Genomic DNA, 25,456 nt, shown 5'->3' on the forward strand with positions numbered 1-25,456 from the left:
GCCGGGGACGGGAAAGATGGGCCTGCGAGGCTGGGTTAACGCGGCTTCGGCGGGGGGCTGTCAGGCTAATCGGGGTAACGAACAGTGGGTAGTCTGGCGTCGTTTCGGCCAATGCAGGTATACTTGGCAGATGTTTCCTCAGTTTCAGACACGCAGATGACAAAACTCACCTTACAAGAGCAGATGCTCAAAGCCGGCCTGGTCAGCAGCAAAAAAATGGCTAAAGTCCAGAGGACGGCGAAAAAATCCCGCGTTCAGGCCCGTGAGGCCCGGGAAGCGGTGGAAGAAAATAAAAAAGCTCAGCTGGAGCGCGATAAGCAGCTCAGTGAGCAGCAAAAGCAGGCGGTGCTGGCGAAAGAGTATAAAGCCCAGGTGAAGCAGCTGATCGAGATGAACCGCATTACGGTCGCCCGGGGCGATATCGGCTTTAACTTCACCGATAATAATCTGATCAAAAAAATCATGGTCGACAAGATCACCCAGACCCAGCTGATTAACGGCCGTCTGGCGATTGCCCGCCTGGCGGTGGATAACAAGCCCGAAGGTGAATATGCGATTATTCCGGCGGTGGTGGCCGAGAAAATCGCCCAGCGCGACGCCAGCAGCATCGTGTTGCACAGCGCCCTGAGTCAGGATGAGCAGGATGAAGACGATCCGTACGCCGACTTTAAGGTGCCCGACGATCTGATGTGGTAACCCCGGTTCTCTCGCCGCGGGCGATCAGAACGGGCTCGCCTGCAGGATATGCATCGGCTCATGGCTGACGGGGTGGACAAAGCGCAGTTCGCTGGCGTGCAGCATCAGCCGCGGAGCCTGTTCCGTGCCGGGCAGCTCCCGGCCACCGTACAAATCGCAGCCAAGGATCGGATAGCCCAGCAGCTGGCAGTGGATGCGCAGCTGATGGGTACGTCCGGTCTCCGGGGTAAGCGCCACCCGGGTTAACGCCAGCGCCCTCTCCCCATCCCGTGACTGATACAGGCGGTCAATGACCCGATAGCGCGAACGCGCCGGTTTGCCGTGCCGGGCGCAGAGCGACATGCGCGGGAAACGGGCCGGATCTTTGGCGATTGCCGCCTCCACTATCCCCTCATCTTCCGCCAGGTGGCCGCACAGCAGCGCCGTATAGACCTTTGCCACCGTGCGCTGGCTGAACTGTTGGCACAGCAAGGCGTTAACGTCTTTGTTGCGGGCCACCACCATCAGACCGGAGGTACCGAAGTCCAGGCGGTGCACCAGGGTGCAGCCCGGAAAGCGCTGAACCAGCCGGTGATGCACGGAGTCAAGGTTGCGCGGATCTTTGCCCGACAGGCTCAGCAGCCCGGCGGGTTTATTGATCAACAGCAGGTGTTCGTCCTGATACAAGAGGGTGATCTGTTCGCGGCACGGCGGCGCGACAAAGGTATCGATAATGGTGGACATCAGGCGGCCCGAAGAAGGAGTGGCTGGCGATAGTACCCCATTTTGGCCGCCGGCACGATGCTGGCGCACAATCCGCCCTCGCGGCGGCGTCATTTATCACCCACACTTATCGCAAAGGCATGGCCTGCACAGGCAATGTGCTTTACACTGCGCGCTGCAAAATTTGTGTTAACCAACGAGTAATACGGTAATGGCGATGAACGGAACAATCACAACGTGGTTTAAAGATAAAGGTTTTGGATTTATCAAAGATGAAAACGGCGAAAATCGTTATTTTCACGTGATTAAGGTCGCCAATCCTGATCTTATCAAGAAAGACGCGGCGGTGACTTTCGAACCTACCACCAACAATAAAGGGCTGTCGGCCTACGCGGTGAAGGTCATTCCGGAGAGCAAATATATCTATATCGCCGGCGAGCGGCTGAAGCTGACCTCCATCAAATCCTATGTGGTGTACCATGAGGAGGAGCCGGTCGAGACCCGCGTCGATAAAGAAAACGCGGTGCTGTCGGTCGGGCTGCTGATGAACAGCATCCGGCCAAAATCCACAGTGCAGCCGGGAGAGATGCGTTCGGTGAAAAAGCTGGCGATCACCACCTTTCAGGGGACAACCCTGATCTTCTCGGAAGACGAAATCGATATCGATGCCACGGTAAAACTGCTTAAGGTGTAAGCCCCGGCGCGCGGTTTCCCGCGCGCCCGAAGACCTGCCCGATAGACTACCCGCCATCGCCCCTCGCCGGACGGGGCGATGGCGCCAGACAGCCGATAAGGATGCCGCCGCCATGCCCGTAAATTTTGACTTCAACGATCTCTACGCCTTTCGCGCCCTGATGGAATATGGCAGTTTTCGGCTGGCCGCTGAATCCATCTGCCTGTCGCAGTCGGCCCTTAGCCGACGCATCGAAAAGCTGGAGACGGCGCTGGGCAACCGGCTGTTCGAACGTACCACCCGGCGGGTGACCCTCACGCTGTATGGGCAAAATTTTGCCGAACGTTCGGAGCAACTGCTGGCCCATGTCGAGACGGTGCTGGCGGATATCAGCCAGGTCAGCAAGGCGCGCACCGGGCTGGTGACGGTGGCGACGGTGCCCTCCGCCGCCTACTACTTTATGCCGGAAATCATCCGCAGCTTTCAGGCGCGTTATCCCCAGGTGCGCATCCGGTTGATTGACAGCAGCGTCGGGAATGTGATCGAGGCCGTCAGCAGCGGACAGGCTGACTTTGGCCTCTGTTTTGCCAAAAACCTGCCAGCCAGTCTCGAATTCACGCCTCTTGCCGACGACCGCTATGTGGCCGCCTGTCGGTACGATCATCCGCTGGCGCGCAAGACGCACCTCAGCTGGCAGGCGTATTTTGAACAGGATTATATTGGCCTGGATCGGGTCTCGGGCAACCGGACGCTGCTCGACCGGGAGCTGGCGCATCTGACGCCGGCGCGGCCAAGTATCTGCGAAACCCGCCACGTCACCACGATGCTGGGGATGGTGGAAGCGGGCATCGGCATTGCCGCCGTGCCCGCGATGTCGATGCCCGCCGGGGAGCATTCCGTTCTCCGCGCTGTGCCGCTCACTGACCCGGTGGTCACGCGCACGGTAGGCCTGATCCGCCTCAGCGGCCGTATTCAGTCCTACGTGGCGGCAGAGCTGGAGAAGCTGATTATTGAACAGTATCCTTCTGGCTGACCGGCGTGGTGGCGGCCACGCTTCGCATGCCGGTGGCGTGGATGGTCTCCTGCGCCGCCGGTGAGGCCAGATACGCCAGCAGCGCCTTGCCTTCCTGCGGGTGGTCGGCGCTGATAGTCACCGCCCCGGCAAAGCGGGTGATGTACTGCAGGTTATCCGGCAGTTCGCCAACGAAGGTCACGCCAGGTACCGGCAGCAGCTCGCTCACCTGCTGAAAACCGATCGCATACCGTCCCTTCGCCACTTCCGAGGCTACCGGAATGCGCTCCACCATCTGCGCTTTGCTCTGCATCGCGTCATCAATGCCCAGGGTGTGGAACAGCGTCGAGCTAACATAGCGTCCGCTGGCGCTGTCGGAGTACGCGACCGACGGCGCCGCCAGCAGCGTCGCCCGCAGCTGGTCTGCGCTGTGGATAGCCGGCAGCGGCGCCCCCGCCTTCACCACCACGCCGATCGGCGAGTCGGCCAGCTCCCGGCGCGAACTCGGTTGCGTACGGCCCGCTTTCTCGAGGCTGGTTAGCGCATCCCCGACCATAATCACCACGTCCGCGTGTTCGCCCCGCGCCAGGCGGTTAGGGATCGCCTGCGGCGTTTTCCCCATCGACGGGCCGGGGATCACCACGAGGTGGTTGCCAGTTTGTTTTTCCCACGCCGGGGCCAACTTTTCCAGCGCCGCTTTGAAGCCGCCGGAGATCATCACGGTGACCTCTGCGGCCAGCGCGCTGCCGCCGGTGGCGGCCAGCAGCAGCGTGGCCAGCAGTGTTCCTGTCGTTTTACGCATCATCTTCTCCCTGATTAACGTGCCGTCTGCAGCGCAACGGCGCTACGGCGATAGAGGTAGCAAGTGGCCAGCAGGCCGCAGATGGCGGCAAAGCTCATCCAGTAGCCGGGAGACGCTTTATCACCGGTATACTCGATCAGCGCCGTGGAAATCACCGGCGTGAAGCCGCCAAATACCGCCGTCGCCAGGCTGTAGGCCAGCGAGAAACCTGCCACGCGCACTTCGGCAGGCATAATTTCGGTCAGCGCCGGGATCATCGCCCCGTTGTACATGCCGTAGATAAACGACAGCCACAGCAGCACGCTCAGCATCATCAAAAAGCTCGGCGCGTTCGCCAGCAGGGTCAGTGCAGGCCAGGCGGTAGCCAGCGCCAGCAGGGTCATGGCAATCAGCACCGGCCGGCGGCCAAAGCGGTCAGACAGCGCCCCGCCCACCGGCAGCCAGAAGAAGTTGGAAATCGCCACCAGCAGCGTAACCAGCAGGCTGTCAGAGGCGCTGAGCATCAGCACCTTTTTACCAAAGGTCGGCGCATAGACGGTGATCAGATAGAACGCGGTGGTGGTCATCGCCACCATCATCATCCCGGCGATAACCACCTGCCAGTTCGCCAGCAGCGTGGCGAACACCTGGCGCATCGCCAGATGATGGCGGCGGGCGGTAAACTCCTGGGTCTCCTCCAGCTTACGGCGCAGGATGAAAATGAACGGAACGATCAGGCAGCCGAAGACGAACGGAATGCGCCAACCCCAGTCGCTGATGGCGCTCTGCTCCAGCACCGCATTGAGGGCAAAGCCCATCGCGGCCGCCACCATAATGGCAACCTGCTGACTACCCGACTGCCAGCTGGTGTAAAAGCCTTTGCGGCCCGGCGTGGCGATCTCGGCCAGATAGACCGACACCCCACCCAGCTCGGCGCCAGCGGAAAAGCCCTGCAGCAGACGGCCAATCAGCACCAGCAGCGGTGCCCACAGGCCAATGGTCTGGTAAGAGGGGATCAGCACGATCAGAAAGGTGCCGGTGGCCATGATCGACAGGGTGACGATCAGCCCCTTGCGCCGCCCCACCTTGTCGATGTAGGCGCCAAGCACGATAGCGCCGATGGGGCGCATCAAAAAGCCGGCGCCAAAGACCGCGAAGGTCATCATCAGCGAGGCGAATTCACTGCTCGCCGGAAAAAAGGTATGTGCGATGTAGGTGGCATAAAACCCGAACAGGAAAAAGTCGAACTGTTCGAGAAAGTTACCGGACGTGACGCGCAGGATGGCGCCGATCCGGTCACGGGTACTCATCAGTGAGGTTGTCGAATGCATGCAGGTCTCCAGTTTGTTATCCACGCGTTGTCGCGCGCCTGTTGCTGAAGACTGAAACAGAACCGGGAACGAAATAAGCGTAATAAACGCATCCATTAATGCATTTTACGCATGAATAACATTTAACTAATTAACATTACTTTTACATACAATCATTTAACACATCCCGTGCTAACCACGCCGCGGGTGACGGCGAAAAAGTCAGTTTTCCGTTTTGTGACCGAGGCCAGGGTAAGTCGCCGCGGGTTGACGGCATAAAAACCCTGGCCTGGGGTGAGGATACACGCTGCCGGCCGCAAAGCGCGTCAGGAAGCGGAAGCGGCAGACTCCCCCACCAGCGTCTGCAACAGAGCGATCAGCCAGCGGGTAGCCTCGCGTTTCCCGCTGCGTTGGTGGGCGTAAATCTTGACGTCAAACGGCGGAACCGGAAACGGCAGCGGGAAAATGGTCAGCCGGGCGGCGCGGGCCATCGTCTCCGCCGCTCGCCGGGGCAGCGCCATCAACAGGTCGCTCTGCTCAATAATGAAGGGCGCGCTCAGCATCGAGGGGGTTTTCATCGCCACCTGCCGCGAATAGCCCTGCCGCTCCAGCTCACAGTCCAGCACCCCCTGCTGCTCATTCCACGGGGTCACCACCAGATGACGGGCAGCAAGGTAGGCGTCCAGGGTCAGCGCCGTCCGGTCGGCCTGGCTGATGACCACATATTCGTCCCGCAGCCAGTTAATCTCCTCAAGATCGGGATGGGCTGGCTCATCAGGGGTATTGAACCCGAGGGCCAGGTCGACCTCGCCCGCCAGCAGCTCGGTCAGCGCCGGGCTGTGGGGCAGATAACGGAGTTCAAACCGCAGCCCGGGCGCCTCACGCTGCAGGTGGTGCATCAGCGTCGGAAAGACGCAGAACGCGGTGAAATCGGTGATCGCAATCTGCATGCAGTCGGTGCTGGCGGCCGGCACAAACGCCGCCGGCGGCGTCAGCTCCTGGTTGAGAAACTTCAGCGCCGAAGCAATAGAGGGCGCCAGCTGGCTGGCATAGACGCTGGGGCACATCCGGTGGCCTTCGCGATAGAACAGCGGATCGTTGAGGGCGCTGCGCAGCCGGGAAAGCGCATGGCTCAGCGCCGAGGTGCTCATTGCCAACTCTTCCGCCGCCAGACGCACCGAGCGGGAGCGATAGACCGCGTCAAAGACCGGCAGCAGGTTGAGATCAATCCGGCGCAGGACAGGATGCATAATATTCATCGTTTGCTGATTTCATTGCACTTAATTCTTTTCACAATACCGCTTATCCTCTGGGTCAGCAATTTTGCTCTCTTTTGACTATTGATACAGGACGCCCCATGAGCATCACGATCCGCCAGGCCACCCCGGACGACGCCACCGCTATTTACGACATGATTTATGAACTCGCGGTCTACGAGAAAGCCCCTGAAGAGGTGGTGACGACGGCAGAGGAGATCAGAGAGACGCTGTTTGCCAGCGGCAGCAAAACCGAAGCGCTGATCTGTGAGGTGGCGGGCAAAGCGGTGGGCTACGCGGTGTTCTTCACCAGCTATTCCACCTGGCTTGGACGCAATGGTATCTATATGGAGGATCTGTACGTCACCCCCGACTATCGCGGGATCGGCGCCGGAAAAGCGCTGCTGAAAACCATCGCGCAATATGCTGTACAGCGTCAGTGCGGGCGTCTGGAGTGGAGCGTGCTCGACTGGAACCAGCCGGCGATTGATTTCTATCTGAGCATTGGCGCGCAGCCGCAGGATGAATGGGTGCGTTATCGCCTCACGGGCGATGCGCTGCGGGCCTTTGCGGAGTAAAGCGGCTCGCCAGCAGGTCGGCGCCAGGCGTCGACCTGCTGGCCGCGGATCAGGCTTCAACCGCGCTATTCTGCAGCTGCGGACCGGCCAGCGCCAGACGCGCGCCCGCTTCGGTATCACTGTACTGCTTAAAGTTATCCATAAACAGCTGAGCCAGGCTCTCGGCCTTCTCCTGCCACTTATCCGCTGAGCTCCAGCCATTACGCGGATCCAGCACCGCGCTGTCTACCCCTGGAATGCTCTGCGGGATCGCAAGACCGAACACCGGGATGGTCTCATCGCGCAGCGGGCCGGTAGTGCCGTTGAGGATCGCGCTAATGATGCTGCGGGTATCGCGCAGCGACAGGCGTTTGCCCTCGCCGTTCCAGCCGGTGTTGACCAGCCAGGCTTCCGCACCGGATTCCGCCATCTTCGCCGCCAGGACGCTGGCGTACTGGGTTGGGTGAAGCAGCAGGAACGCCGCGCCATAGCAGGCGGAGAAGGTCGGCGTCGGCTGGGTAATGCCGCGCTCGGTACCCGCCAGCTTCGAGGTGAAACCCGACAGGAAATGGTACTGCATCTGCTCGGTGGTCAGACGGGAGACCGGCGGCAGGACGCCAAACGCGTCGGCGGCAAGGAAAATCACCTTCGACGGATGGCCCGCGCGGGACACCGGCTTGACGATATTGTCGATATGCGACAGCGGATAGGAGACGCGGGTGTTTTCGGTTTTGCTGCCGTCGGCATAATCCACGCTGCCGTCAGCGCGCACCACCACGTTTTCCAGCAGCGCATTGCGGCGGATGGCGCCATAAATCTCCGGCTCCGCCTGCGGGTCGAGATTGATGGTCTTGGCGTAGCAGCCGCCTTCAAAGTTAAACACGCCGTCATCGTCCCAGCCGTGCTCGTCATCGCCAATCAGCTGACGATGCGGATCGGTCGACAGGGTGGTTTTGCCGGTACCGGAGAGGCCGAAGAACAGCGCCACGTCCCCTGCTTCGCCACGGTTGGCCGAGCAGTGCATCGACGCGATGCCTTTCTGCGGCAGCAGGTAGTTCATGACCGAGAACAGCCCTTTCTTCATTTCGCCGCCGTACCAGGTACCACCGATGAGCTGAATACGCTCGCTGAGATTAAAGGCGACGAAGTTCTCGGAGTTCATCCCCTGCGCCTGCCAGTTGGCATTGGTGCAGCCCGCGCCGTTGAGCACCACGAAGTCTGGCGTAAAGCTGGCCAGCTCGTCGGCGCTCGGCACGATAAACATGTTTTTGACAAAGTGAGCCTGCCACGCCACCTCGGTAACGAAGCGTACGCCAAGGCGGGTATCCGGGCTGGCGCCACACCAGGCGTCGATGACATACAGTTTTTTACCGCTCAGCTGGCCCGCGACCAGGCTTTTCAGGCTGCGCCACACGTCTGGCGATAACGGTTTGTTGTCATTGCGGCCGAGGCCGGAGTCTGCCCACCAGACGGTGTCGCGAGTCTGTTCGTCGCGGACGATGTATTTATCGCGCGGTGAACGGCCGGTGAAGATCCCGGTATCAACAGCCACAGCGCCAGAGTCGGTCATCACGCCGCGGGCCGCGCCGGTCAGTTCAGGAGCGGTTTCATGTGCAATAAGCAAATCGTAATCAGGGTTGTAAAAGAATTCGCCGCTTGCATTAATCCCCAGCTCCTGCAGAGCCATTTTAACTGATTCAATTTGTTGTGACATGGAACTCCTGACAAACTATTTAAGGTAAGAGGCCTGGGGTATTCATTGCTTTCGTCATCGTCGCCGGCGATTTAATAAGATAAGTCCTGGACAATAAAATAAAGCAATAAATAACCGTGAGTCGCGATTTCATATCGTGCTCATGTAGGGTCGCCGATATGCATTCATAAATCTCAACTTTCCAAAAAATGTTAACACCTGTCGATAATTATGTTAATTGCATAGTTTCTATGCGCTATGCTAAAATTGCATAGCCTTTATTGCGTTTTTGAGGACTGGATCGGTGTTGGCAAATCTGGAAGTTAAATGGCTGTATGATGTGATTGCCCTTGAGGAGTCACGCAGCTTTACCCTGGCGGCCAAAGCCCGCAACATCTCTCAGTCCTCGTTCAGTCGACGCATCCAGTCGCTGGAGGCCTCCCTCGGATTCAGCATCTTCGATCGTAGCGCCAACCCCCTGCAATTGACCAACCGCGGGAAAATTTTTGTCGGCTATGCGCGAAATATGCTCGATGACATGGATTTTCAGATCAGTCGTATTAAGGGTTTAAATAACACGACCCAGAAAATAAGAATCGACGCGGCCCCTTCGCTGTCGGTGTTATTACTGCCGGAAATCATCGCCGGTTACACCGACCGTAAAAATAAGACTTTTCATGTTGAATCGATTAACGTCAACGACGCCGTATTTAACCTGAAAGAGGGAAAAAGCGATTTTATCCTCTCCTTCTATAATGAAGAATTAATGAACTATCCGTTTATTAATCATAAAATTTTTGATTCTTACCTGCACCTGGTCTCCCCCTGCGACGAACATGGCCGCCCGCTGTTTCATTTACATCGCGGCGTGCTGCCGCTGATGAAATACGCCAACGACAGCTATATGGGGCGCCAGGTGAACCAGGTGATCGACCGCACGCCGGAGATCACCTTCTCCCTTACCTTCGTCTCTTCCATGAGCGAGCTGCTCAAGCGCATGATCCTCAATGGCGACGGCGTGGGCTGGCTGCCGCAATACTCTATTCAGCGCGAACTGGACGAAGGCCGACTGACGATCCTCGATGACCGCCTGTCGCTGCCGATCGGCGCCTGGCTCTACCGCTCCGGCTCGCGGCTTAACCAGGCCGCCGAACGTTTCTGGCAGCACATTAAAACCCGTAACGAACCGCGGGAATAACCCCCTCAGCCGCTGATCCCCAGATATGCCTTACGCACCTCCGGGTCGTTGAGCAGCGCCTGGCCGCTGCCGCTCAGGCGGATCTGACCGTTCACCATCACATAGGCGCGGTCCGACAGGTTGAGGGCATGGCGGGCATTCTGCTCCACCAGAAACAGCGTCATCCCCTGGGCCGTCAGCTCGCGCAGGATCTGAAAAATCTGCTTCACCACCAGCGGCGCCAGCCCCAGGCTCGGCTCATCCAGCAGCAGCAGGCGCGGTCGGCTCATCAGCGCCCGGGCGATGGCCAGCATCTGCTGCTCGCCGCCGGAGAGGGTCATCGCCCGCTGTCCCCGCCGTTCTTCCAGCCGGGGGAACAGCTGATACATCCGCGCCTTGTCTTCGGCCTGATAGCGGTTGCCAATAGCAATGGTCCCCATCAGCAGGTTCTCCTCGACGGTCATATCGGGAAAGATGCGCCGCCCTTCCGGGGCCTGGGCGATGCCGTTGCTGGCGATAAAGTGGGTCGATTTCCGGCTGATCGCCTCCCCGCGATAGAAAATCTCCCCGCCGGCAATGCGCGGCTGGCCGAAGACCGACATCAGCAGCGTTGATTTACCGGCGCCGTTGGCGCCGATCAGCGCCACCGTCTCCCCCTCGTTGACGGTGAGGGAGACCTGCTTCAGGGCCTGGATCGGCCCGTAGAAGACATCCACCTCATCAAAGGCAAGCAATGGCTGGCTCATCGGCGCGTCTCCTCTTCCTCAGCGCCAAGATAGGCGGCAATCACGCTGGCGTTGGCCTGGATCGCCTGCGGCGCGCCGCGGGCGATGACGTCCCCGTGATCGAGGACGATGATATGATCCGAAATCTCCATCACCATCCCCATATCATGCTCGATCAGTAGCACCGTGATGCCGTGCTGCTGGCGCAGAAAGCGAATAATCCGGCTCAGCGCCTGGGTTTCCACCGGGTTGAGGCCGGCGGCCGGCTCGTCCAGACAGATCATCTCCGGGCGGGTACACATGGCGCGGGCGATCTCCAGCCGCCGCTGCTGTCCATAGGAGAGGGTCCCCGCCAGACGGTTGGCGCAGTCCACCATCTCCACCACCTCCAGCCAGTAAAAAGCGCGATCCAGCGCCTGACTCTCCGCCTGCCGATACCCACGAGTATTGAGGATCCCGGCCAGCAGATGGCGGTTAACCTGGGTATGCTGGGCCACCAGCAGGTTCTCAATCACCGACATCTCGCGGAATAAACGTATATTCTGGAAGGTGCGCGCCAGGCCAGCGCGGTTCACCAGATGGGTGCCACCGAACATCTTGTAATAGATCCGCCGCCCCAGTTGCGCCGGGTGGAGAAAATCGTCCGGGTGAAGCTTCTGCCCCAGCACCTGAATGACATCGGTAACCTTTTCCCGCGCCCGCAGCACGATGCTCCCCCCCGTCGCCCGGTAAAAACCGGTCAGGCAGTTAAACACCGTGGTCTTGCCCGCGCCGTTGGGGCCGATCAGGGCGGTGATCGACCCCCGCTCCACCTCCAGATTGACATCATTCAGCGCTTTGATGCCGCCGAAATGCATCATCAGATGCTCAACGCGTAAGATGCTGTCGGTCATGGCGCGACTCCTTTTCGCAACGCGACCCCGCTGCGGCTGGTGCGCACCAGGCCGCGCGGCCGCCAGATCATCATCACCACCATCAGCACGCCGAACAGCAGCACCCGATATTCGTCAAAACCGCGCAGCAGCTCCGGGGTGACCGTCAGGACAAACGCCGCCAGCACCACTCCCAGGGTGGAGCCCATTCCCCCGAGCACCACAATCGCCAGGATCAGCGCCGACTCAAAAAAGGTGAACGACGTCGGGTTAACAAACCCCTGATAGCTGGCGAAGAACACCCCGGCGATGCCGGCGGTCGACGCGCCGAGCATAAACGCCGAGAGCTTCACCAGCACGTGGTTGAGCCCCATCGCCCGACAGGCGATCTCATCCTCGCGCAGCGCCTCCCAGGCGCGGCCGATGGGCATCCGCGTCAGACGATGTTTCACCAGCAGCACCAGCATCACCACCAGGCACAGCACGGCGTAGAGAAAGATGAATTTCAGGTTGGGGTTGTAGCTGACGTGGAAAAACTCATGGATGGGGATGCCGCCATCCCTGGCCCGGCGGGTAAACTCGAGGCCAAACAGCGTGGGCGACGGCACCGGTACGCCGTTGGGCCCCCCGGTGAAGCTCACCCAGTTGTTAAGCACCAGGCGAATGATTTCGCCAAAGCCGAGGGTGACGATGGCCAGGTAGTCGCCATGCATGCGCAGCACCGGAAAGCCCAGCAACGCCCCGGCGAGGGCCGCCATCACCGCCCCCAGCGGCAGCATCGCCCAGAAGCCGAGGCCCAGGTACTGGTAGCCCAGCGCCAGGCCGTAGGCGCCGATGGCGTAGAACGCCACATAGCCCAGATCGAGCAGGCCCGCGAGGCCCACCACAATGTTCAGCCCCAGGCCGAGCAGAACGTAGATCAGGCCGAGGATCGCCACGGTCAGCAGGTATTTGCTGGCGAGAAATGGAAAGGCAATGGCCAGGACCGCCAGCAGCGGCATTATCCAGCGCAGCCGCGAGCGGTATCCCGGCGGCCGGACGTACACCCCGTCATCCGCCCCCTCAAAGCGGGCAATAAAGGCTTTTCCCCGACGGCTCTGCAGCAGCAGGCTGAGCGCCAGCCTGCCGGCCATCACCACCGCCACGAGGATCGCCACCCGCGCGGGCGCGAGGGTAAAACCATACCCTTTGAGCACCACGCCGACGATCGGGCCAAAGACAATTAACGCGCAAAGACCGGCCAGCACGCTGTCGATCAGCGCGCTTTTGATATCCCGCGCAGGCTGGCGCGTAAATTCACCCATAAAGCCTCCTTAGACCTTGGCCACCAGCGGACGTCCCAGCAGCCCCTGCGGGCGAAAAATCAGGATCGCCACCAGCAGCGCAAAGGAAAAGACATCTTTGTAATCCGAATTCACCAGCCCGGCGAACTGGGCTTCGGCCACCCCGAGCAGCAGTCCGCCCAGCATCGCGCCAGGCAGCGAGCCGATCCCGCCCAGCACCGCGGCGGTGAAGGCTTTGATGCCGATAATAAATCCGATATAGAAGTCGAAGGTGCCGTAGTTCATGGTCACCAGCACGCCGGCCAGACCGGCCATCGCCGCGCCGATGACAAACACCAGGGAGATCACCCGGTCGGTATTGATGCCTAGGATCGCCGCCATACGCCGGTCCTGCTGGGTAGCGCGACAGATGCGCCCCAGCCGGGTGTACTGGATAATCCAGGTCAGGGTCAGCATCCCCACCAGCGCCGCGACGAGAATAAACACTTTGATCCAGGTGATCTGCACCACCCCATCGCCCACCGTCATGCGCAGCGCGCCGCTGAGCAGCGTCGGGATCCCCTGCTGGTTCGGCCCCTGGCTCAGCTGGACATAGTTCTGCAGGATCAGCGACATCCCGATAGCCGAGATCAGCGGCGCCAGTCGCGTCGAGTTGCGCAGCGGCCGGTAGGCGATGCGCTCGATCGCCCAGCCATATACGCCAGTGACCACGATGGTGAACACCAGGGTGGCGAAAATCAGCAGCGGAAAGGAGTGGATCCCGAAGAAAGAGAGCAGCGCCAGGCCGATGGCGCACAGATAGGCGGAGACCATATACACCTCGCCGTGGGCGAAGTTGATCATGCCGATGATCCCATACACCATGGTGTAGCCGATGGCGATTAAGCCGTACACTGCGCCCAGCGTCAGCCCATTGATCAGTTGTTGCAGAAAAAACGCCGTCATAGCCCCTCCAGCCGCCAGGCAGACGGCCGCCGGGTTCCGTTCCCGGTCGACCGCCGTGATGTGACGATTCGCAAGTCAAAAGGACAGAGCGTCCTCAGGTCGTGGCCGATCAGAGCTGATGATATTTGCCCTTGTCGTCCCACTGATAGACCACGTAGTCGGACACCTTGAGGTCGCCTTTGCCATCCCAGGCTTTCTTACCCATTACCGTATCGACGTCGTGGCTCTTCAGCCAGTCGCTGGCTTTGGCGTTATCGGTACCCACGGCGTTCCAGGCCGCGGCAATGGCCTGAATGGAGGCGTAGGCGTAGAGGGTATAGCCTTCTGGTTCAAAGCCGCTGGCGCGGAACTTCTCGATCACCGCTTTGCCTTCCGGGAGAGTGCGCGGGTCCTGACCAAAGGTCATCAGCACGCCGTTGGTGAACTGCGGCCCGCCGGCGGCCGTCACCAGCTCCTCGGTGACGATACAGTCGCCGGAGAAGAATTTAGCCTGCACCCCCTGCTCGCGCATCTGACGCACCAGCGGGCCCGCTTCCGGATGACAGCCGCCAAAGTAGACCACGTCCGGCTTGAGGGCGCCGATCTTGGTCACCAGGGCGTTAAAGTCTTTTTCACCGCGGGAGAGGCCTTCGTACAACACTTCTTTGGTGCCCCGCTTCGCCAGCGCCGCGCGGGTGGCATCGGCCAGCCCCTGACCATAGGTGTCTTTATCGTGGATGACGGCAATTTTCTTCGCCTTCAGCACGTCCAGCATATAGTTGGCGGCAATCGCCCCCTGCTGATCGTCACGACCACACATGCGGAAAAGGTCCTTCATGCCGCGCTCGGTGATCTGCGGGTTGGTCGAGCCGGGGGTAATGGTCAGGATCCCGGCTTCGTCATATACCTCGGAGGCCGGCATCGTTGAGGAAGAGCAAAAGTGCCCCACCACGGCGGAGACTTTCGCTTCATCCACCAGCCGGTTGGCCACCGCCACCGCCTGCTTCGGTTCGCACGCGTCATCCCCCTGCACCAGCACAATCTTTTCGCCTTTGATACCGCCGGCGGCATTGATATCGGCCACCGCCTGTGAAGCCCCTTTCCAGTACTGGGCGCCGTAGGTGGCGTTGGGTCCGGTAAAGGGCCCGGCGACGCCGATCTTCACGTCTGCCTGGGCGTAAAAGGCCATGCTCATACAACCTGCTATCACAACATGAAGCGTCATTGTTTTCAGTTTCAAAGACATTCGGATATTCCTCAGCGATGTAAAGCCTGGCGTCATGGAATGACGCAGAAAATATCACTTACCGTGTGGTGCCGACGTTGGCGCAGCGCCAGGACGGCCAGGGTGGAAGAAGCAAAAATCCCGCCAGGTAGAGAGGTCGCGCCAGAGAGCGGACGCCCCGGTCAGTGCGCACGCGACGGCAACCCGTGCCGCATCCGGCAAGGGCGCATTCCCTTTCAGGTCAGGAGATCGGTTGCCATCACGTGGCGAGCCGGACAACGCGGTATCCGTACCGACCCGTGAGCTAAACATAGATGCAGTTAGCGGTCGCTGCGCGCCAGCGTGGTGCAAAAATGCGAATATGATCAACAGTGGTGATTATTTTGTTGCGGTAATGTGAAGATGATAACAGGAGAGCCCGTTAAAGGCTCTCCTGTGGCCTGGCGGCCGCTCAGAGTTGACTGGTGAACGTTCGGGAGATCACATCCTGCTGCTGCTCGCGGGTCAGCGCGTTAAAGCGGACCGCATAGCCGGAGACGCGGATCGTCAGATTCGGATACTGCTCCGGGTGTTCTATCGCATCGAGCAGCTTTTCCCGGTTCAGCACATTGACGTTAAGATGCTGTCCCCCCTCCACCGTCTCCTCGTGGTGGAAGTAGCCGTCCAGCAGCCCCACCAGGTTGTTTTCCTGCGCCGACGGGGCTTTGCCGAGGGCCGCCGGCACGATGGAGAAGGTATACGAGATGCCATCTTTGGCGTAGGTAAACGGCAGTTTCGCCACCGAGGTCAGCGACGCCACCGCCCCTTTGCGGTCGCGGCCATGCATCGGATTGGCCCCCGGGGCGAACGGCGTCCCCGCCCGACGTCCGTCCGGCGTATTGCCGGTTTTCTGTCCGTATACCACGTTGGAGGTGATGGTCAGGATCGACTGGGTCGGCACCGCCTGGCGCCAGGTGGGGAGCGCCTGAATTTTGCGCATAAAGCGCTCCACCAGGTCGCAGGCGATGGCATCGACCCGATCGTCGTTGTTGCCGTACTGCGGATAATCGCCTTCAATGACAAAGTCCACCGCCAGCCCGTGGTGATCGCGCACCGGCTTCACCCGGGCGTACTTTATCGCCGACAGCGAATCCGCCGCCACCGACAGGCCGGCGATGCCGCAGGCCATCGTGCGGTAGACGTCGCGGTCGTGCAGGGCCATCAGCGCCGCCTCGTAGCTGTACTTATCATGCATACAATGGATGATGTTCAGCGCGCTGATGTACTGCACCGCCAGCCAGTCCATAAAGTGGTCGAGGCTGGCCATCACGGTGTCATAGTCCAGCACCTCATCACGCAGAGGGTCGGTTTTCGGCCCCACCTGGATCTTCAGTTTCTCATCCACCCCGCCGTTAATCGCGTAGAGCAGCGTTTTGGCGAGATTGGCGCGGGCGCCGAAGAACTGCATCTGCTTGCCGATCACCATCGGGCTAACGCAGCAGGCGATGGCGTAGTCGTCGCTGTGAAAATCGCTGCGCATCAGATCGTCGTTCTCATACTGCAGCGACGAGGTGGCGATAGAGACCCGGGCGGCATATTTTTTAAACGCCACCGGCAGCGCCTGCGACCAGAGCACGGTCAGGTTCGGCTCCGGCGCCGGCCCCATGGTGTGCAGGGTATGCAGGTAACGGAAGGTGGTTTTACTGACCAGGGTGCGGCCATCCAGCCCCATACCGCCCAGCACCTCCGTCGCCCAGATGGGATCCCCGGAGAACAGCGTGTCAAATTCCGGGGTGCGCAGGAAACGCACCATGCGGATCTTCATGATGAAGTGGTCAATGAGCTCCTGGGCCTGCTGTTCATTGAGCCGACCCGCCCGCAGATCGCGTTCGATATAGATGTCGAGGAAGGTGGCCGTGCGCCCCAGCGACATGGCACCGCCGTTCTGCGACTTCACCGCCGCCAGGTAGGCGAAGTACAGCCACTGCACCGCCTCCCGGGCAGTGCGCGCCGGGTGGGCGATATCGCAGCCGTAGCGGGCCGCCATCTCCTGCATCTGCTGCAGCGCGCGCCGCTGTTCGGCCAGCTCTTCGCGCAGGCGCAGGGTGGCCTCCAGCGCCTCGCCGCGCTCAAGGGCTGGCTGCAGGTCGGCAAACTGCAGCTCACGTTCGCGAACCAGATAGCGGATACCGTACAGCGCGACGCGGCGGTAATCACCAATGATCCGTCCGCGGCCATAGCCGTCCGGCAGCCCGGTCAGCACCCCCGACTTGCGACAGCGCAGCATATCCGGGGAATAGACGTCAAATACCCCCTGATTGTGGGTCTTGCGCAGCGCCGTAAACTGATACTCAAAGGCGGGATCCATTTCGCGGCCATAGGCCTCGAAGGCGCTTTTGATCATATTGATGCCGCCAAAAGGATGCAGGGCGCGCTTCAGCGGCTGGTCCGTTTGCAGGCCGACGATCTTTTCCAGCGGCTGGTTGATATAGCCCGCCGCGTGGGCGGTGATGGAGGTGGCGACATTGGTGTCGAAATCCACCGGCGCATGGGTGGCGTTCTCGACGCGGATCCCGGCCATCACCTGCTCCCAGAGGGCGGTGGTCGCTGGCGTCGCGTCGGCGAGGAAAGACTCATCGCCCTCGTAAGGGGTGTAGTTATGCTGAATAAAGTCGCGGACGTCGATCTGCGTTTGCCACGCCGTACCGCGAAAGCCCTGCCAGGCCTCGGCGTATCGTACATCCTGGGTATCGATATCTACTTTCATGAACATCGTCTCTCTACAGAATAAAAAGTCAGGCCAGCGCCGCCGTGTGGATCCGCCCTAAGCGGATCGCATCTAGGGCAATCATGCGCTCTTCATTGGTAGGTATAACCGCGCAGCGCACCCGGCTGGCGTCGGCGGAGATCAGGCGTTCGCCGACCGAATTCAGCTGTTGGTTGCGGGCGACGTCCATCTCAAGGCCAAAGACCGCCAGCCGCTCGCTCACCAGCCGACGGATTAGCACCGAGTTCTCGCCAATCCCGCCGGTGAAAATAATGCCGTCGAGACGCTGCAGCGCCGCGGCGTGACCGGCAATATGACGGGCGATGCGATGGACAAAGGTTTTAATCGCCAGGCGGGCGCGGGCATGGCCCTCATGCCACGCCTGCTCCAGCACCCGCAGGTCGGAGGAAAGGCCGGAGATCCCCAGCAGGCCGGAGGCGGTGTTGGCCACCCGCTCCAGGTCGCTGAGGGTCTGCCGGGTCTCCCCGGCAATCCACGCCATGGCGCCGAAGTCGACATCGCCGCTGCGGGTGCCCATCATCAGCCCCTCCAGCGGCGTCATTCCCATCGAGGTGTCCACGCTGCGGCCGTTGCGCACCGCGCAGATCGAGGCGCCATTGCCCAGGTGGGCGATCACCAGGCCGCTCTCCTGCTCCGGCAACCCGAGCAGCGCCAGGGCGCGCCGGGACACATAGCGGTGCGAGGTGCCGTGGAAACCGTAGCGGCGTACCCCGAGGTTCTGGTAATACTCCCACGGCAGACCATAGAGAAAGGCTTCCGGGGCCAGGGTCTGGTGAAAGCTGGTATCAAAGACCGCCACCTGCATCACTTGCGGGAACAGCCGCTGCGCCGAGGCGATGCCGCGGAGACTGGCGTAGTTATGCAGCGGGGCCAGGGACGATACCTGGCGAATGTTATTGATAACCTCCTCGCTAATAATGACCGACTCGGTGAAGAGGTCGCCGCCGTGGGCAACGCGGTGGCCAATCAGGGCCACGCTGTCGATGAGGTCGCGTTGGGCTAATGCCCCGGCAATCGCCTGCAGGGCGCCTTCATAGCCGCGCTGCGCCAGCGCCACCGGCTCGCCGCCGTTGAGCGAGAGAAACGCCCGTTCCGCGTTGATGCCCTCGGCCACGCCGTTCAGCAGGCAGTCGCAGCTGGCGGCGTCCAGGACGGAAAATTTGATCGACGACGAGCCGCAGTTGATCACCAGTACTACCGGAAATTCAGTCATGTTGTACTCCGCGTGGCCTGAGCCGGATTAGAACAGTTTGTAAACGATGTTGAGGATGGTCAGCAGACCAATGGCGGTCACAAAGAGGTTATCGAGACGTCCACGGTATTTGGCCAGCGAAGGCGCTTTACGAATGGCGTACATCGGCAGCAGGCACAGCAGCGAGGCGATAATCGGCGCGCCCATGGCCTCAATCAGATCGAGGATATTGGGGTTGGCATACGCCACCACCCAGGTCGAGCCCATGATGAACACCATGCTCAGGGTATTGAGCTTGCCGCTGGAGACCCGGGTTTTATCCCCTTTATAGCCGAAGCGCAGGATCAGACCGTTCAGCCCCTCGAGGGTGCCGAGATAGTGGCCGAAGAACGATTTGAAGATGGCCACCAGGGCGATGATCGACGCGCCATACTCCAGCAGGGTGGCAAACGTGGATTTGGTGCCCGACATCGAGGCAAAGTGGTTCGCCAGATAGGAGAGCACCGGGATATTTTGCGCCTTGGCGTCCGCCATGTTCTGCGGCGAGAGGGTAAACAGGCAGCTGAAGGCGAAGAACATCACCACCGCCACCATCAGCATGCTGGCCCGGGAGATGATCTGTGAGCATTTGCGTTCGGTATACTCCCGGCCAAACTGCGCTTCATACTCTTCGCGTTTGGAGACCACAAATGAGGAGACGATCGGCGAGAAGTTAAAGGAGAACACCATGATGGAGATGCCCAGCCATACCGTCACCAGAATGCCGTCGTGACCGGTTAAGGCGATATCGCTGAGGTTGACCTGCTCAATCACCGCGCTATTCCAGTAAGGGATCAGGGACAGGGAGATCACCACCAGGCTGGCGATAAACGGCCACACCAGATAGCTCATCACCTTGACCATCAGGTCTTTACCAAACCAGATGACAAACGCCATCAGCAGCAGCAGGAGCAGCGCCACCACCCCGCGGTTGAGGGCCGGCATCTGCAGCTGGTTCTCCCAGAAGGTCATAAAGGTATTGGTGATCGTGACGCCATAAATCCACAGCAGCGGGCAAATGGCGAAGAAGTACAGAAAGGTGATCACCACCCCGCCGGTTTTGCCAAAATGCTCTTCCACCGTTTCGGTGATATTGCCGGAGGGGTTAGCCCCCGACAGGCATAGCCGGGCCAGCGCCCGATGGCAATAAAAGGCGATGGGATAGGCCAGCACCAGCATCACCAGGATCGGGATCAGCCCGCCGAAGCCAGCGCGAATAGGGAAAAACAGCACCCCGGCGCCGATAGCGGTGCCAAACAGGCCCAGGGTCCAGGTGGTGTCAGATTTACGCCAGGACGAAAGGCTTGTCTGGCTGGATGCAATGCTCTCAGTCGTACTCATATCCTGTCCTCACTTATGTATTGAATTAAGCGTCAACAAAACCCGTAATTTGCGATACCCGCGAGAGATCGATATTGCCCCCGGAAATCAGGCTGACCGTTTTGCGGTTCTGGATATAGCTGTCTAGTTTGCCGCTTAATAACGCGGCGCAGGCCAACGCCCCGGCCCCTTCGGTGATCACTTTATTGCGCTGAATTAAGGCGACCATGCTCTGGCGAATGTCGTCCTCACTGACCAGGACGATGTCATCCACCAGCTGGCGGGCGATTTCATAAGTCAGTTTCCCTGGCCGGGCGACATCGCAACCATCGGCTAAGGTGCCGGCGTGGCGATGGCTGGTGATCTCCCCGGCATACCAGGAGGCGGCCATCCCGTGAACATTTTCTGACTGCACGCCAATAATGCGGATCGTCGGGTTAATGGATTTAATCGCAATCGCGATGCCGGCAATTAATCCCCCGCCGCCAATCGGCACGATGACATTATCCACGTCATACAGATCTTCTAATATTTCGAGACCAATCGTTCCCTGCCCGGCAATAACCTGCGGGTCGTCATAGGGGGGAATAAAAATACGGCCCTCAAGTTCAACAATATCGCTGGCTTTGGCGAGGGTATCGTTAAAGTTATCGCCATGCAGGACTACCTCTGCCGAATAATCGCAGGTGGCGGCGACTTTCGATTTCGGCGCCCCTTTCGGCATCACCACTTTCCCGTCAATGCCGAGCATGGCGCAGGAGAGCGAGACCCCCTGCGCATGGTTGCCCGCCGAACAGGCCACCACCCCTTTGCGTTTTTCCGCCGCGGTTAAACCGCAGAGCTTATTAAACGCGCCGCGAATTTTAAATGAGCCCGTGCGCTGCATATTTTCGAATTTAAGGAATATTTCCCCCTGGCAGCGTTCGCTAAAATAATTCGAGCGGGGCATGCCCGTTTTATATATTTTTCCCGCCAGGCGTTGCTTCGCCTCGAGAATATCGTCAATGGATACCGGAAGATCGTAGGTAATATGCATGATGGCCTCTGTATCTTAATATAAAGTCAATGACCGGGCGTCATCCTGCTGATAACAGCGAGGACGTGTGTTGGGTTATTTAATCAATATCAGTCAGGCAATTTCTATTGGCTGCCAGTGGCGGTTTCCCTGCCCCGAAGAGTACTGTTTCGCCATCTCCACCAGCGACGCCGCCGCGGTTTTAAGCCGGTAATTCTTCGACCATACCGCCGCATAGCGCGCCACCGGCAAGGCCTCTTTAATGGGGATGGTGACAAACTGGCTCGAGCCGAACGGCGTGGTCATGTCGCAGGGGATCACCGTCAGAAAATCGGCATTGAGTACCAGGTTATAGATCGTCACCACCGAATCGGTATTGACGATATTTTCGCGGCGGATGCCGCTGCGCTGCAGGGTGGCCAGCAGTTCGCTGTAATAGCCCATATTGGTCTCCGGCAGCACCCACTGCTCATGCTGGAGCGAGGCCAGGCGGACGGTGCCGTTGCCGATCCGCGCCCGGTTCGCCACCAACACAAACTCAGACTCAAACAGCGGCTCGACGTGCAGGTCCTGCAGCTTCATCTCATCGCTCAGCGTCCCGATGGCGAAGTCGAGGCGGCCGTCGCGGATCGCCGGCAAAAAGGCGGAGAGCTGCGCCTCATACATTGAGACCCGCGCCTTGGGGAAGGTCATTTTGAACTGATGCACCATCTCCGACATAAAGGTAAACCCCACCAGCGAGGGGAAACCAAAGGAGACATCCACTACCGTGCTGTTGGTCAGGGCATTCATTTCATTGACCATATTTTTCATTTCACGGGTGATTGTCTCTGACCAGTTAAGAAATACCTGCCCGGCCTCGGTGAGCGAAACGCCGGTATTTCGCCGAACGATTAACTCGCTGCCAAAATAGCTTTCCATGTCGCCAATGATTTTACTGACCGCCGGCTGAGTGAGTCCTAACGCTTTTGCTCCAGCCCCGATTGACCCACTGCGGATCACTTCCTGGAAAACCACCAGATGCTGAGTTTTAGGCAGAGAAAAAGTATTCATCACGTCTCACTTTCATTCCTTTGTTGACGGCGGAAAGTGTAACAAATCGCGATCACCGGGTTATGTGAGAGCTCTCACAAAGGCTCCGCCGCGGCGGATGAGCAGGCGTCACAAGTCAGAATAAATAAATTAAAATCAATACATTACAAGCAACATGAACGCTATTTGCACGTCTTTTGCCGTGGCCGAATGCGGGGATAAAAATAATTGATGGCAATAACATCGACGGCAAAATGGCGATAAAAAATACGCCTTTTGCACGCTATTTGACCAACATTGCCAGGGTGAGAAGAAAGCCGAAAATTAAATTAATGCTGTAAACAATAAAAAGCAGACGTAATAAACGCCGTTATTTAACGACAAGCCGGTCGGGCATCACATTTTATCCCCGGCGGTTGGGCAAAATGCGCGGTCATTATTTACACGATAGAAACATTGACTTCACAATTTTTCTTTTGGGTTGCGATAGGCAGCGCTGTTTTTTTCGCCATATCGCAGGCGGTCATACTTTGATTAAAATCAACCCTGGTAATTTATCTTTTACGGTGGCCGCTTGAGAGTCATTTGTGTTGCCGATCACAAATCCATAAAACAACTTCCCGGCCTCTCTTCCATAGCAACTGATTAACCAGCTTTTCACTATGCAAATGCAAATAACGTATTTGCCCTCCCCGCAGGCGCTCTGTAGTTTGAGCCAGGATCCCGGCGCCACTTTATCCGGGTCAGGACTTTATTATTCAGAGTGTTGAATTCCGCCATGATTAAATTAACGCATCTTTTTAAAACCTATCCAGGCAGCGCCCAGCCGGCCATTCGCGACCTCAGTCTGGATATTGATCATGGCGAATTCTGCACCTTCGTCGGCCCGAGCGGCTGCGGAAAAACGACTATCCTGCGGATGATTAACCAGCTGGATATTCCCGACAGCGGCGACGTCTATATTCAGGGGGTCCGCCTCGCTGACGCTGATATTATCCAGATCCGCCGCCAGATCGGCTTCGTGATGCAAAGCGCTGCGCTCTTTCCCCATCGTACCGTGGCGCAAAATATCGCGACCGTGCCGCGGCTGGCGGGCTGGAGCAAAGCGCGCATCCGCGCGCGGATTGACGAACTGGTGGCGCTGATGTCGCTCGATAGTCATCTGCTGCACCGCTATCCGCATCAGCTCTCCGGCGGCCAGCAGGGGCGTGTGGCCATCGCCCGCGCTATCGCCGCCGACCCGCCCATTTTACTGATGGATGAGCCCTTCGCCGCCATCGACCCGGTGGTCCGCGAACGCCTCCAGGATGAGCTCTTGCTTCTGCAGCAGCGGCTGCAGAAAACCATTGTATTAGTGACCCACGACATCAATGAAGCGATCCGCCTCGGCGATAAAATCGCCATTTTCCAGGAAGGCGGCGTGCTGGCGCAGTTTGATACTCCCGACCGTATTCTGGCCCACCCGGCGAGCGAGTTCGTGCGCCGCTTTATCGGCCCGGAACCCAATCTGAAGCGGCTGGGCATGATACAGGTCGGCCAGTTGCCGCGTCACGATGTCCCCCTGCTCGACGAAGCGCTGACGCCGATCGCCAGCGCCCATCCACCGCTGGCCAGCCCGTTGCGTCTGGTGCTTGACCGCCAGCGACGCCCGCTGCACTGGTTTGATCCGCAGCGGGGCCTCACCCTGCCGGTGGAGCGCCCGCTCGCCAGCAGCCACAGCCTGCGTTTTGCCTACAGCGCGCTGCTCGACGTGGCGACCGGCGTGCTGGTGCATGTGGATGACGAAGGACAATACCAGGGGGCGGTATCCCACACCCTGCTGCAGCAGGTGCTCGACGGCGCGGTGGGGGTGCGATCTCATGATTGACTGGAGCTGGGTTATCGATAACCACGCGATGATCGGCGATCTGCTCTGGCAGCATGCGCGGATGGTCCTGCTGGCCCTGCTGTTCGGCTCCCTGCTCACCGGCGGCCTGTTAGCGGTGACCTTACGCTGGCCCGCGACAGCGCAGCCGCTCATCACCCTGTGCGGCGTGCTCTTTACCATTCCCTCGCTGGCGCTGTTTATTTTATTGCTGCCGTTTACCGGGCTGTCGCTGACCACCTCGCTGATTGGCCTGACGCTGTACTCCCTGCTGATCCTGCTGCGCAACGTGCTGGCTGGCATGGAGAAGCTGCCGCAGGCGGCGCTGGAGTCCGCGCGGGCGCTCGGCTACACCCGCGGGTTCCGCTTCTTCGATATCGAGCTGTGGCTGCTGCTGCCCTCTCTGTTTGCCGGGCTGCGCATTGCCTCGGTGACGCTGGTCGGCCTGGTCACCGTCACTGCGCTGATCGGCCAGGGCGGGCTGGGGCAGCTACTGCTGGCGGGTTTTAATCAGGACTTTCTGACGCCGATAGTCGTTAGCCTGGTCCTGAGCCTGCTCCTGTCGCTGGTCTTTGACGGGCTGATTGCCCGTCTCGGCGACTGGCTAGCGCCGTGGACGGAATGATGACCCTGCTTCTTGCTACTTTTCACTGGCTAACCCAGCCGGAGCACTGGCTGGGTGACGAGGGCATCTTGCTGCGCCTGGGCCAACACCTTTATTACGTGCTGGTCAGTATGGCCGTGGCCTGCGCCATTGCCCTGCCGCTCGGCATCGCGCTGGGCTACTGGCGCAAAGGCGCCTTCGTGGTGATTAACCTGTTTAATCTTGGCCGCGCCATCCCTTCGTTAGGGCTGATTTTATTATGCATCATCGTTTTTGGCTTTAACGATATCCCGGTGCTGGCGGCGCTTATTGCGCTCTCGATCCCGCCCATCCTCACTAACACCTGGGTGGGGATTTATCACGCCGATCGCCCGCTGTGCGATGCGGCCATCGCGCTGGGCATGACCCCCTGGCAAAGCCTGTGGCAGGTGCGGATCCCCCTGGCGGCGCCGCTGATCCTCGCCGGGGTGCGCACGGCGCTGGTTCAGCTTATCGCCACGGCGGTGGTCGCGGCCTATGCCGGTCTGGGCGGGCTGGGACGTTTTCTGATCGACGGCCTCGGGCAGCGGGATATCCCGCAGGTGATCGGCGGCTCGCTGGTGGTTTCCCTGCTGGCGATAGGCGGTGAACTGCTTTTCGCCCGCTGCGCCGGCCGCCTGGTTCATCGCCGTATTGCCGCGCCTTATTAGCGTGAAACTGACATGACCCCAGCGCCTGGGGCTGATTAACCTGAAAAT

25 protein-coding genes are annotated in these 25,456 nt (G+C 59.7%); 10 read left to right on the top strand and 15 right to left on the bottom strand.

What is annotated here, in order from left to right; all coding sequences use genetic code 11:
* The first annotated feature begins 156 nt into the window (after positions 1 to 156).
* Positions 157 to 696: a DUF2058 domain-containing protein gene (locus HMPREF3096_RS20140; protein WP_044613699.1), complete on the top strand. Its 540-nt coding sequence runs from the start codon at positions 157 to 159 to the stop codon at positions 694 to 696.
* A gap of 24 nt (positions 697 to 720) precedes the next feature.
* Here the strand turns inward: HMPREF3096_RS20140 and HMPREF3096_RS20145 are convergent, their stop codons facing one another.
* Positions 721 to 1,419, bottom strand: coding sequence for an RluA family pseudouridine synthase (locus HMPREF3096_RS20145; RefSeq protein WP_032730682.1), 699 nt, complete (start codon positions 1,417 to 1,419; stop codon positions 721 to 723).
* A 190-nt stretch (positions 1,420 to 1,609) separates the two neighbouring features.
* Here HMPREF3096_RS20145 and HMPREF3096_RS20150 point away from each other — a divergent pair, with 190 nt between their 5' ends.
* Both HMPREF3096_RS20150 and HMPREF3096_RS20155 read left to right on the top strand, forming a co-directional pair.
* The gene (locus tag HMPREF3096_RS20150) at positions 1,610 to 2,092 is read left to right on the top strand and encodes a cold-shock protein (RefSeq protein WP_012541308.1); all 483 of its coding nucleotides are present in this window, start codon (positions 1,610 to 1,612) and stop codon (positions 2,090 to 2,092) included.
* 112 nt (positions 2,093 to 2,204) lie between these two features.
* The gene (locus HMPREF3096_RS20155; RefSeq protein ID WP_008804348.1) at positions 2,205 to 3,104 is read left to right on the top strand and encodes an L-proline-binding transcription factor PsrA; all 900 of its coding nucleotides are present in this window, start codon (positions 2,205 to 2,207) and stop codon (positions 3,102 to 3,104) included.
* Here HMPREF3096_RS20155 and HMPREF3096_RS20160 read toward each other — a convergent pair.
* From HMPREF3096_RS20160 to HMPREF3096_RS20170, 3 genes are all read right to left on the bottom strand, one after another.
* Positions 3,079 to 3,888 (bottom strand): substrate-binding domain-containing protein, encoded by an 810-nt coding sequence (locus tag HMPREF3096_RS20160; RefSeq protein WP_176747754.1) that lies wholly within the window; start codon positions 3,886 to 3,888, stop codon positions 3,079 to 3,081. The two genes, HMPREF3096_RS20155 and HMPREF3096_RS20160, sit on opposite strands and share 26 nt — an antisense overlap.
* Positions 3,889 to 3,899: 11 nt before the next feature.
* Positions 3,900 to 5,195, bottom strand: coding sequence for an MFS transporter (locus HMPREF3096_RS20165; RefSeq protein ID WP_032432118.1), 1,296 nt, complete (start codon positions 5,193 to 5,195; stop codon positions 3,900 to 3,902).
* 305 nt (positions 5,196 to 5,500) lie between these two features.
* On the bottom strand, positions 5,501 to 6,433 hold the full coding sequence (locus HMPREF3096_RS20170) for a LysR family transcriptional regulator (RefSeq protein ID WP_012541307.1): 933 nt from the start codon (positions 6,431 to 6,433) through the stop codon (positions 5,501 to 5,503).
* A gap of 98 nt (positions 6,434 to 6,531) precedes the next feature.
* Between HMPREF3096_RS20170 and HMPREF3096_RS20175 the strand changes: the two genes are divergently transcribed.
* Complete coding sequence (locus HMPREF3096_RS20175; protein WP_008804344.1) at positions 6,532 to 7,008, top strand: GNAT family N-acetyltransferase; 477 nt, start codon at positions 6,532 to 6,534, stop codon at positions 7,006 to 7,008.
* Positions 7,009 to 7,057: 49 nt separating this feature from the next.
* Here HMPREF3096_RS20175 and pckA read toward each other — a convergent pair whose 3' ends face one another.
* Positions 7,058 to 8,701 (bottom strand): phosphoenolpyruvate carboxykinase (ATP), encoded by a 1,644-nt coding sequence (gene pckA / locus HMPREF3096_RS20180; protein WP_012967799.1) that lies wholly within the window; start codon positions 8,699 to 8,701, stop codon positions 7,058 to 7,060.
* Between the two features lie 283 nt (positions 8,702 to 8,984).
* Here pckA and HMPREF3096_RS20185 point away from each other — a divergent pair, with 283 nt between their 5' ends.
* On the top strand, positions 8,985 to 9,878 hold the full coding sequence (locus HMPREF3096_RS20185; protein WP_008804342.1) for a LysR substrate-binding domain-containing protein: 894 nt from the start codon (positions 8,985 to 8,987) through the stop codon (positions 9,876 to 9,878).
* A gap of 5 nt (positions 9,879 to 9,883) precedes the next feature.
* On the opposite strand, the gene HMPREF3096_RS20190 is transcribed toward HMPREF3096_RS20185, so the two are convergent.
* The 5 genes from HMPREF3096_RS20190 to HMPREF3096_RS20210 all read right to left on the bottom strand — a co-directional run bounded on the left by HMPREF3096_RS20190 (position 9,884) and on the right by HMPREF3096_RS20210 (position 14,850).
* A complete protein-coding gene (locus tag HMPREF3096_RS20190; RefSeq protein ID WP_023290181.1) occupies positions 9,884 to 10,603 on the bottom strand; it encodes an ABC transporter ATP-binding protein in 720 nt (239 codons plus the stop codon).
* Complete coding sequence (locus HMPREF3096_RS20195; protein WP_004148803.1) at positions 10,600 to 11,475, bottom strand: ABC transporter ATP-binding protein; 876 nt, start codon at positions 11,473 to 11,475, stop codon at positions 10,600 to 10,602. The genes HMPREF3096_RS20190 and HMPREF3096_RS20195 overlap by 4 nt, the downstream gene beginning before the upstream one ends.
* Complete coding sequence (gene livM / locus HMPREF3096_RS20200; protein ID WP_012967797.1) at positions 11,472 to 12,758, bottom strand: high-affinity branched-chain amino acid ABC transporter permease LivM; 1,287 nt, start codon at positions 12,756 to 12,758, stop codon at positions 11,472 to 11,474. The genes HMPREF3096_RS20195 and livM overlap by 4 nt, the downstream gene beginning before the upstream one ends.
* 9 nt (positions 12,759 to 12,767) lie before the next feature.
* Positions 12,768 to 13,682 carry an ABC transporter permease subunit gene (locus HMPREF3096_RS20205; RefSeq protein ID WP_070544562.1) on the bottom strand — a complete coding sequence of 305 codons (915 nt, stop codon included), beginning with the start codon at positions 13,680 to 13,682 and terminating at the stop codon, positions 12,768 to 12,770.
* 109 nt (positions 13,683 to 13,791) lie between these two features.
* Positions 13,792 to 14,850: a branched-chain amino acid ABC transporter substrate-binding protein gene (locus HMPREF3096_RS20210; protein ID WP_162494489.1), complete on the bottom strand. Its 1,059-nt coding sequence runs from the start codon at positions 14,848 to 14,850 to the stop codon at positions 13,792 to 13,794.
* Positions 14,851 to 15,139: 289 nt separating this feature from the next.
* Here HMPREF3096_RS20210 and HMPREF3096_RS31005 point away from each other — a divergent pair, with 289 nt between their 5' ends.
* Complete coding sequence (locus HMPREF3096_RS31005; protein WP_032431965.1) at positions 15,140 to 15,286, top strand: hypothetical protein; 147 nt, start codon at positions 15,140 to 15,142, stop codon at positions 15,284 to 15,286.
* Between the two features lie 51 nt (positions 15,287 to 15,337).
* Here HMPREF3096_RS31005 and pflB read toward each other — a convergent pair whose 3' ends face one another.
* The 5 genes from pflB to tdcA form a co-directional block, all read right to left on the bottom strand.
* Positions 15,338 to 17,632 (bottom strand): formate C-acetyltransferase, encoded by a 2,295-nt coding sequence (pflB, locus tag HMPREF3096_RS20215; protein WP_012541300.1) that lies wholly within the window; start codon positions 17,630 to 17,632, stop codon positions 15,338 to 15,340.
* Positions 17,633 to 17,660: 28 nt separating this feature from the next.
* Complete coding sequence (tdcD, locus tag HMPREF3096_RS20220) at positions 17,661 to 18,866, bottom strand: propionate kinase (RefSeq protein ID WP_070544563.1); 1,206 nt, start codon at positions 18,864 to 18,866, stop codon at positions 17,661 to 17,663.
* Positions 18,867 to 18,893: 27 nt separating this feature from the next.
* The gene (gene tdcC, locus HMPREF3096_RS20225; RefSeq protein WP_012967794.1) at positions 18,894 to 20,225 is read right to left on the bottom strand and encodes a threonine/serine transporter TdcC; all 1,332 of its coding nucleotides are present in this window, start codon (positions 20,223 to 20,225) and stop codon (positions 18,894 to 18,896) included.
* 25 nt (positions 20,226 to 20,250) lie between these two features.
* Positions 20,251 to 21,240, bottom strand: a complete 990-nt coding sequence (gene tdcB, locus HMPREF3096_RS20230; RefSeq protein WP_002910762.1) for a bifunctional threonine ammonia-lyase/L-serine ammonia-lyase TdcB — start codon at positions 21,238 to 21,240, stop codon at positions 20,251 to 20,253.
* A 93-nt stretch (positions 21,241 to 21,333) separates the two neighbouring features.
* Entirely contained in the window at positions 21,334 to 22,272 is a 939-nt protein-coding gene (gene tdcA, locus HMPREF3096_RS20235) for a transcriptional regulator TdcA (protein ID WP_048964636.1), read from the bottom strand.
* A 176-nt stretch (positions 22,273 to 22,448) separates the two neighbouring features.
* Between tdcA and HMPREF3096_RS31010 the strand changes: the two genes are divergently transcribed.
* The 4 genes from HMPREF3096_RS31010 to HMPREF3096_RS20250 all read left to right on the top strand — a co-directional run bounded on the left by HMPREF3096_RS31010 (position 22,449) and on the right by HMPREF3096_RS20250 (position 25,408).
* Entirely contained in the window at positions 22,449 to 22,592 is a 144-nt protein-coding gene (locus tag HMPREF3096_RS31010; RefSeq protein WP_165451769.1) for a hypothetical protein, read from the top strand.
* A 437-nt stretch (positions 22,593 to 23,029) separates the two neighbouring features.
* Positions 23,030 to 24,118: an ATP-binding cassette domain-containing protein gene (locus HMPREF3096_RS20240; RefSeq protein WP_032700915.1), complete on the top strand. Its 1,089-nt coding sequence runs from the start codon at positions 23,030 to 23,032 to the stop codon at positions 24,116 to 24,118.
* Positions 24,111 to 24,740, top strand: a complete 630-nt coding sequence (locus HMPREF3096_RS20245; protein WP_012967792.1) for an ABC transporter permease — start codon at positions 24,111 to 24,113, stop codon at positions 24,738 to 24,740. Before HMPREF3096_RS20240 ends, HMPREF3096_RS20245 begins: the two co-directional genes overlap by 8 nt.
* Positions 24,740 to 25,408, top strand: coding sequence for an ABC transporter permease (locus HMPREF3096_RS20250; RefSeq protein ID WP_004203269.1), 669 nt, complete (start codon positions 24,740 to 24,742; stop codon positions 25,406 to 25,408). Before HMPREF3096_RS20245 ends, HMPREF3096_RS20250 begins: the two co-directional genes overlap by 1 nt.
* Positions 25,409 to 25,456: the final 48 nt, after the last annotated feature.

The sequence above is a fragment of the Klebsiella sp. HMSC25G12 genome, from assembly GCF_001807705.1.
Taxonomy (GTDB): domain Bacteria; phylum Pseudomonadota; class Gammaproteobacteria; order Enterobacterales; family Enterobacteriaceae; genus Klebsiella; species Klebsiella variicola.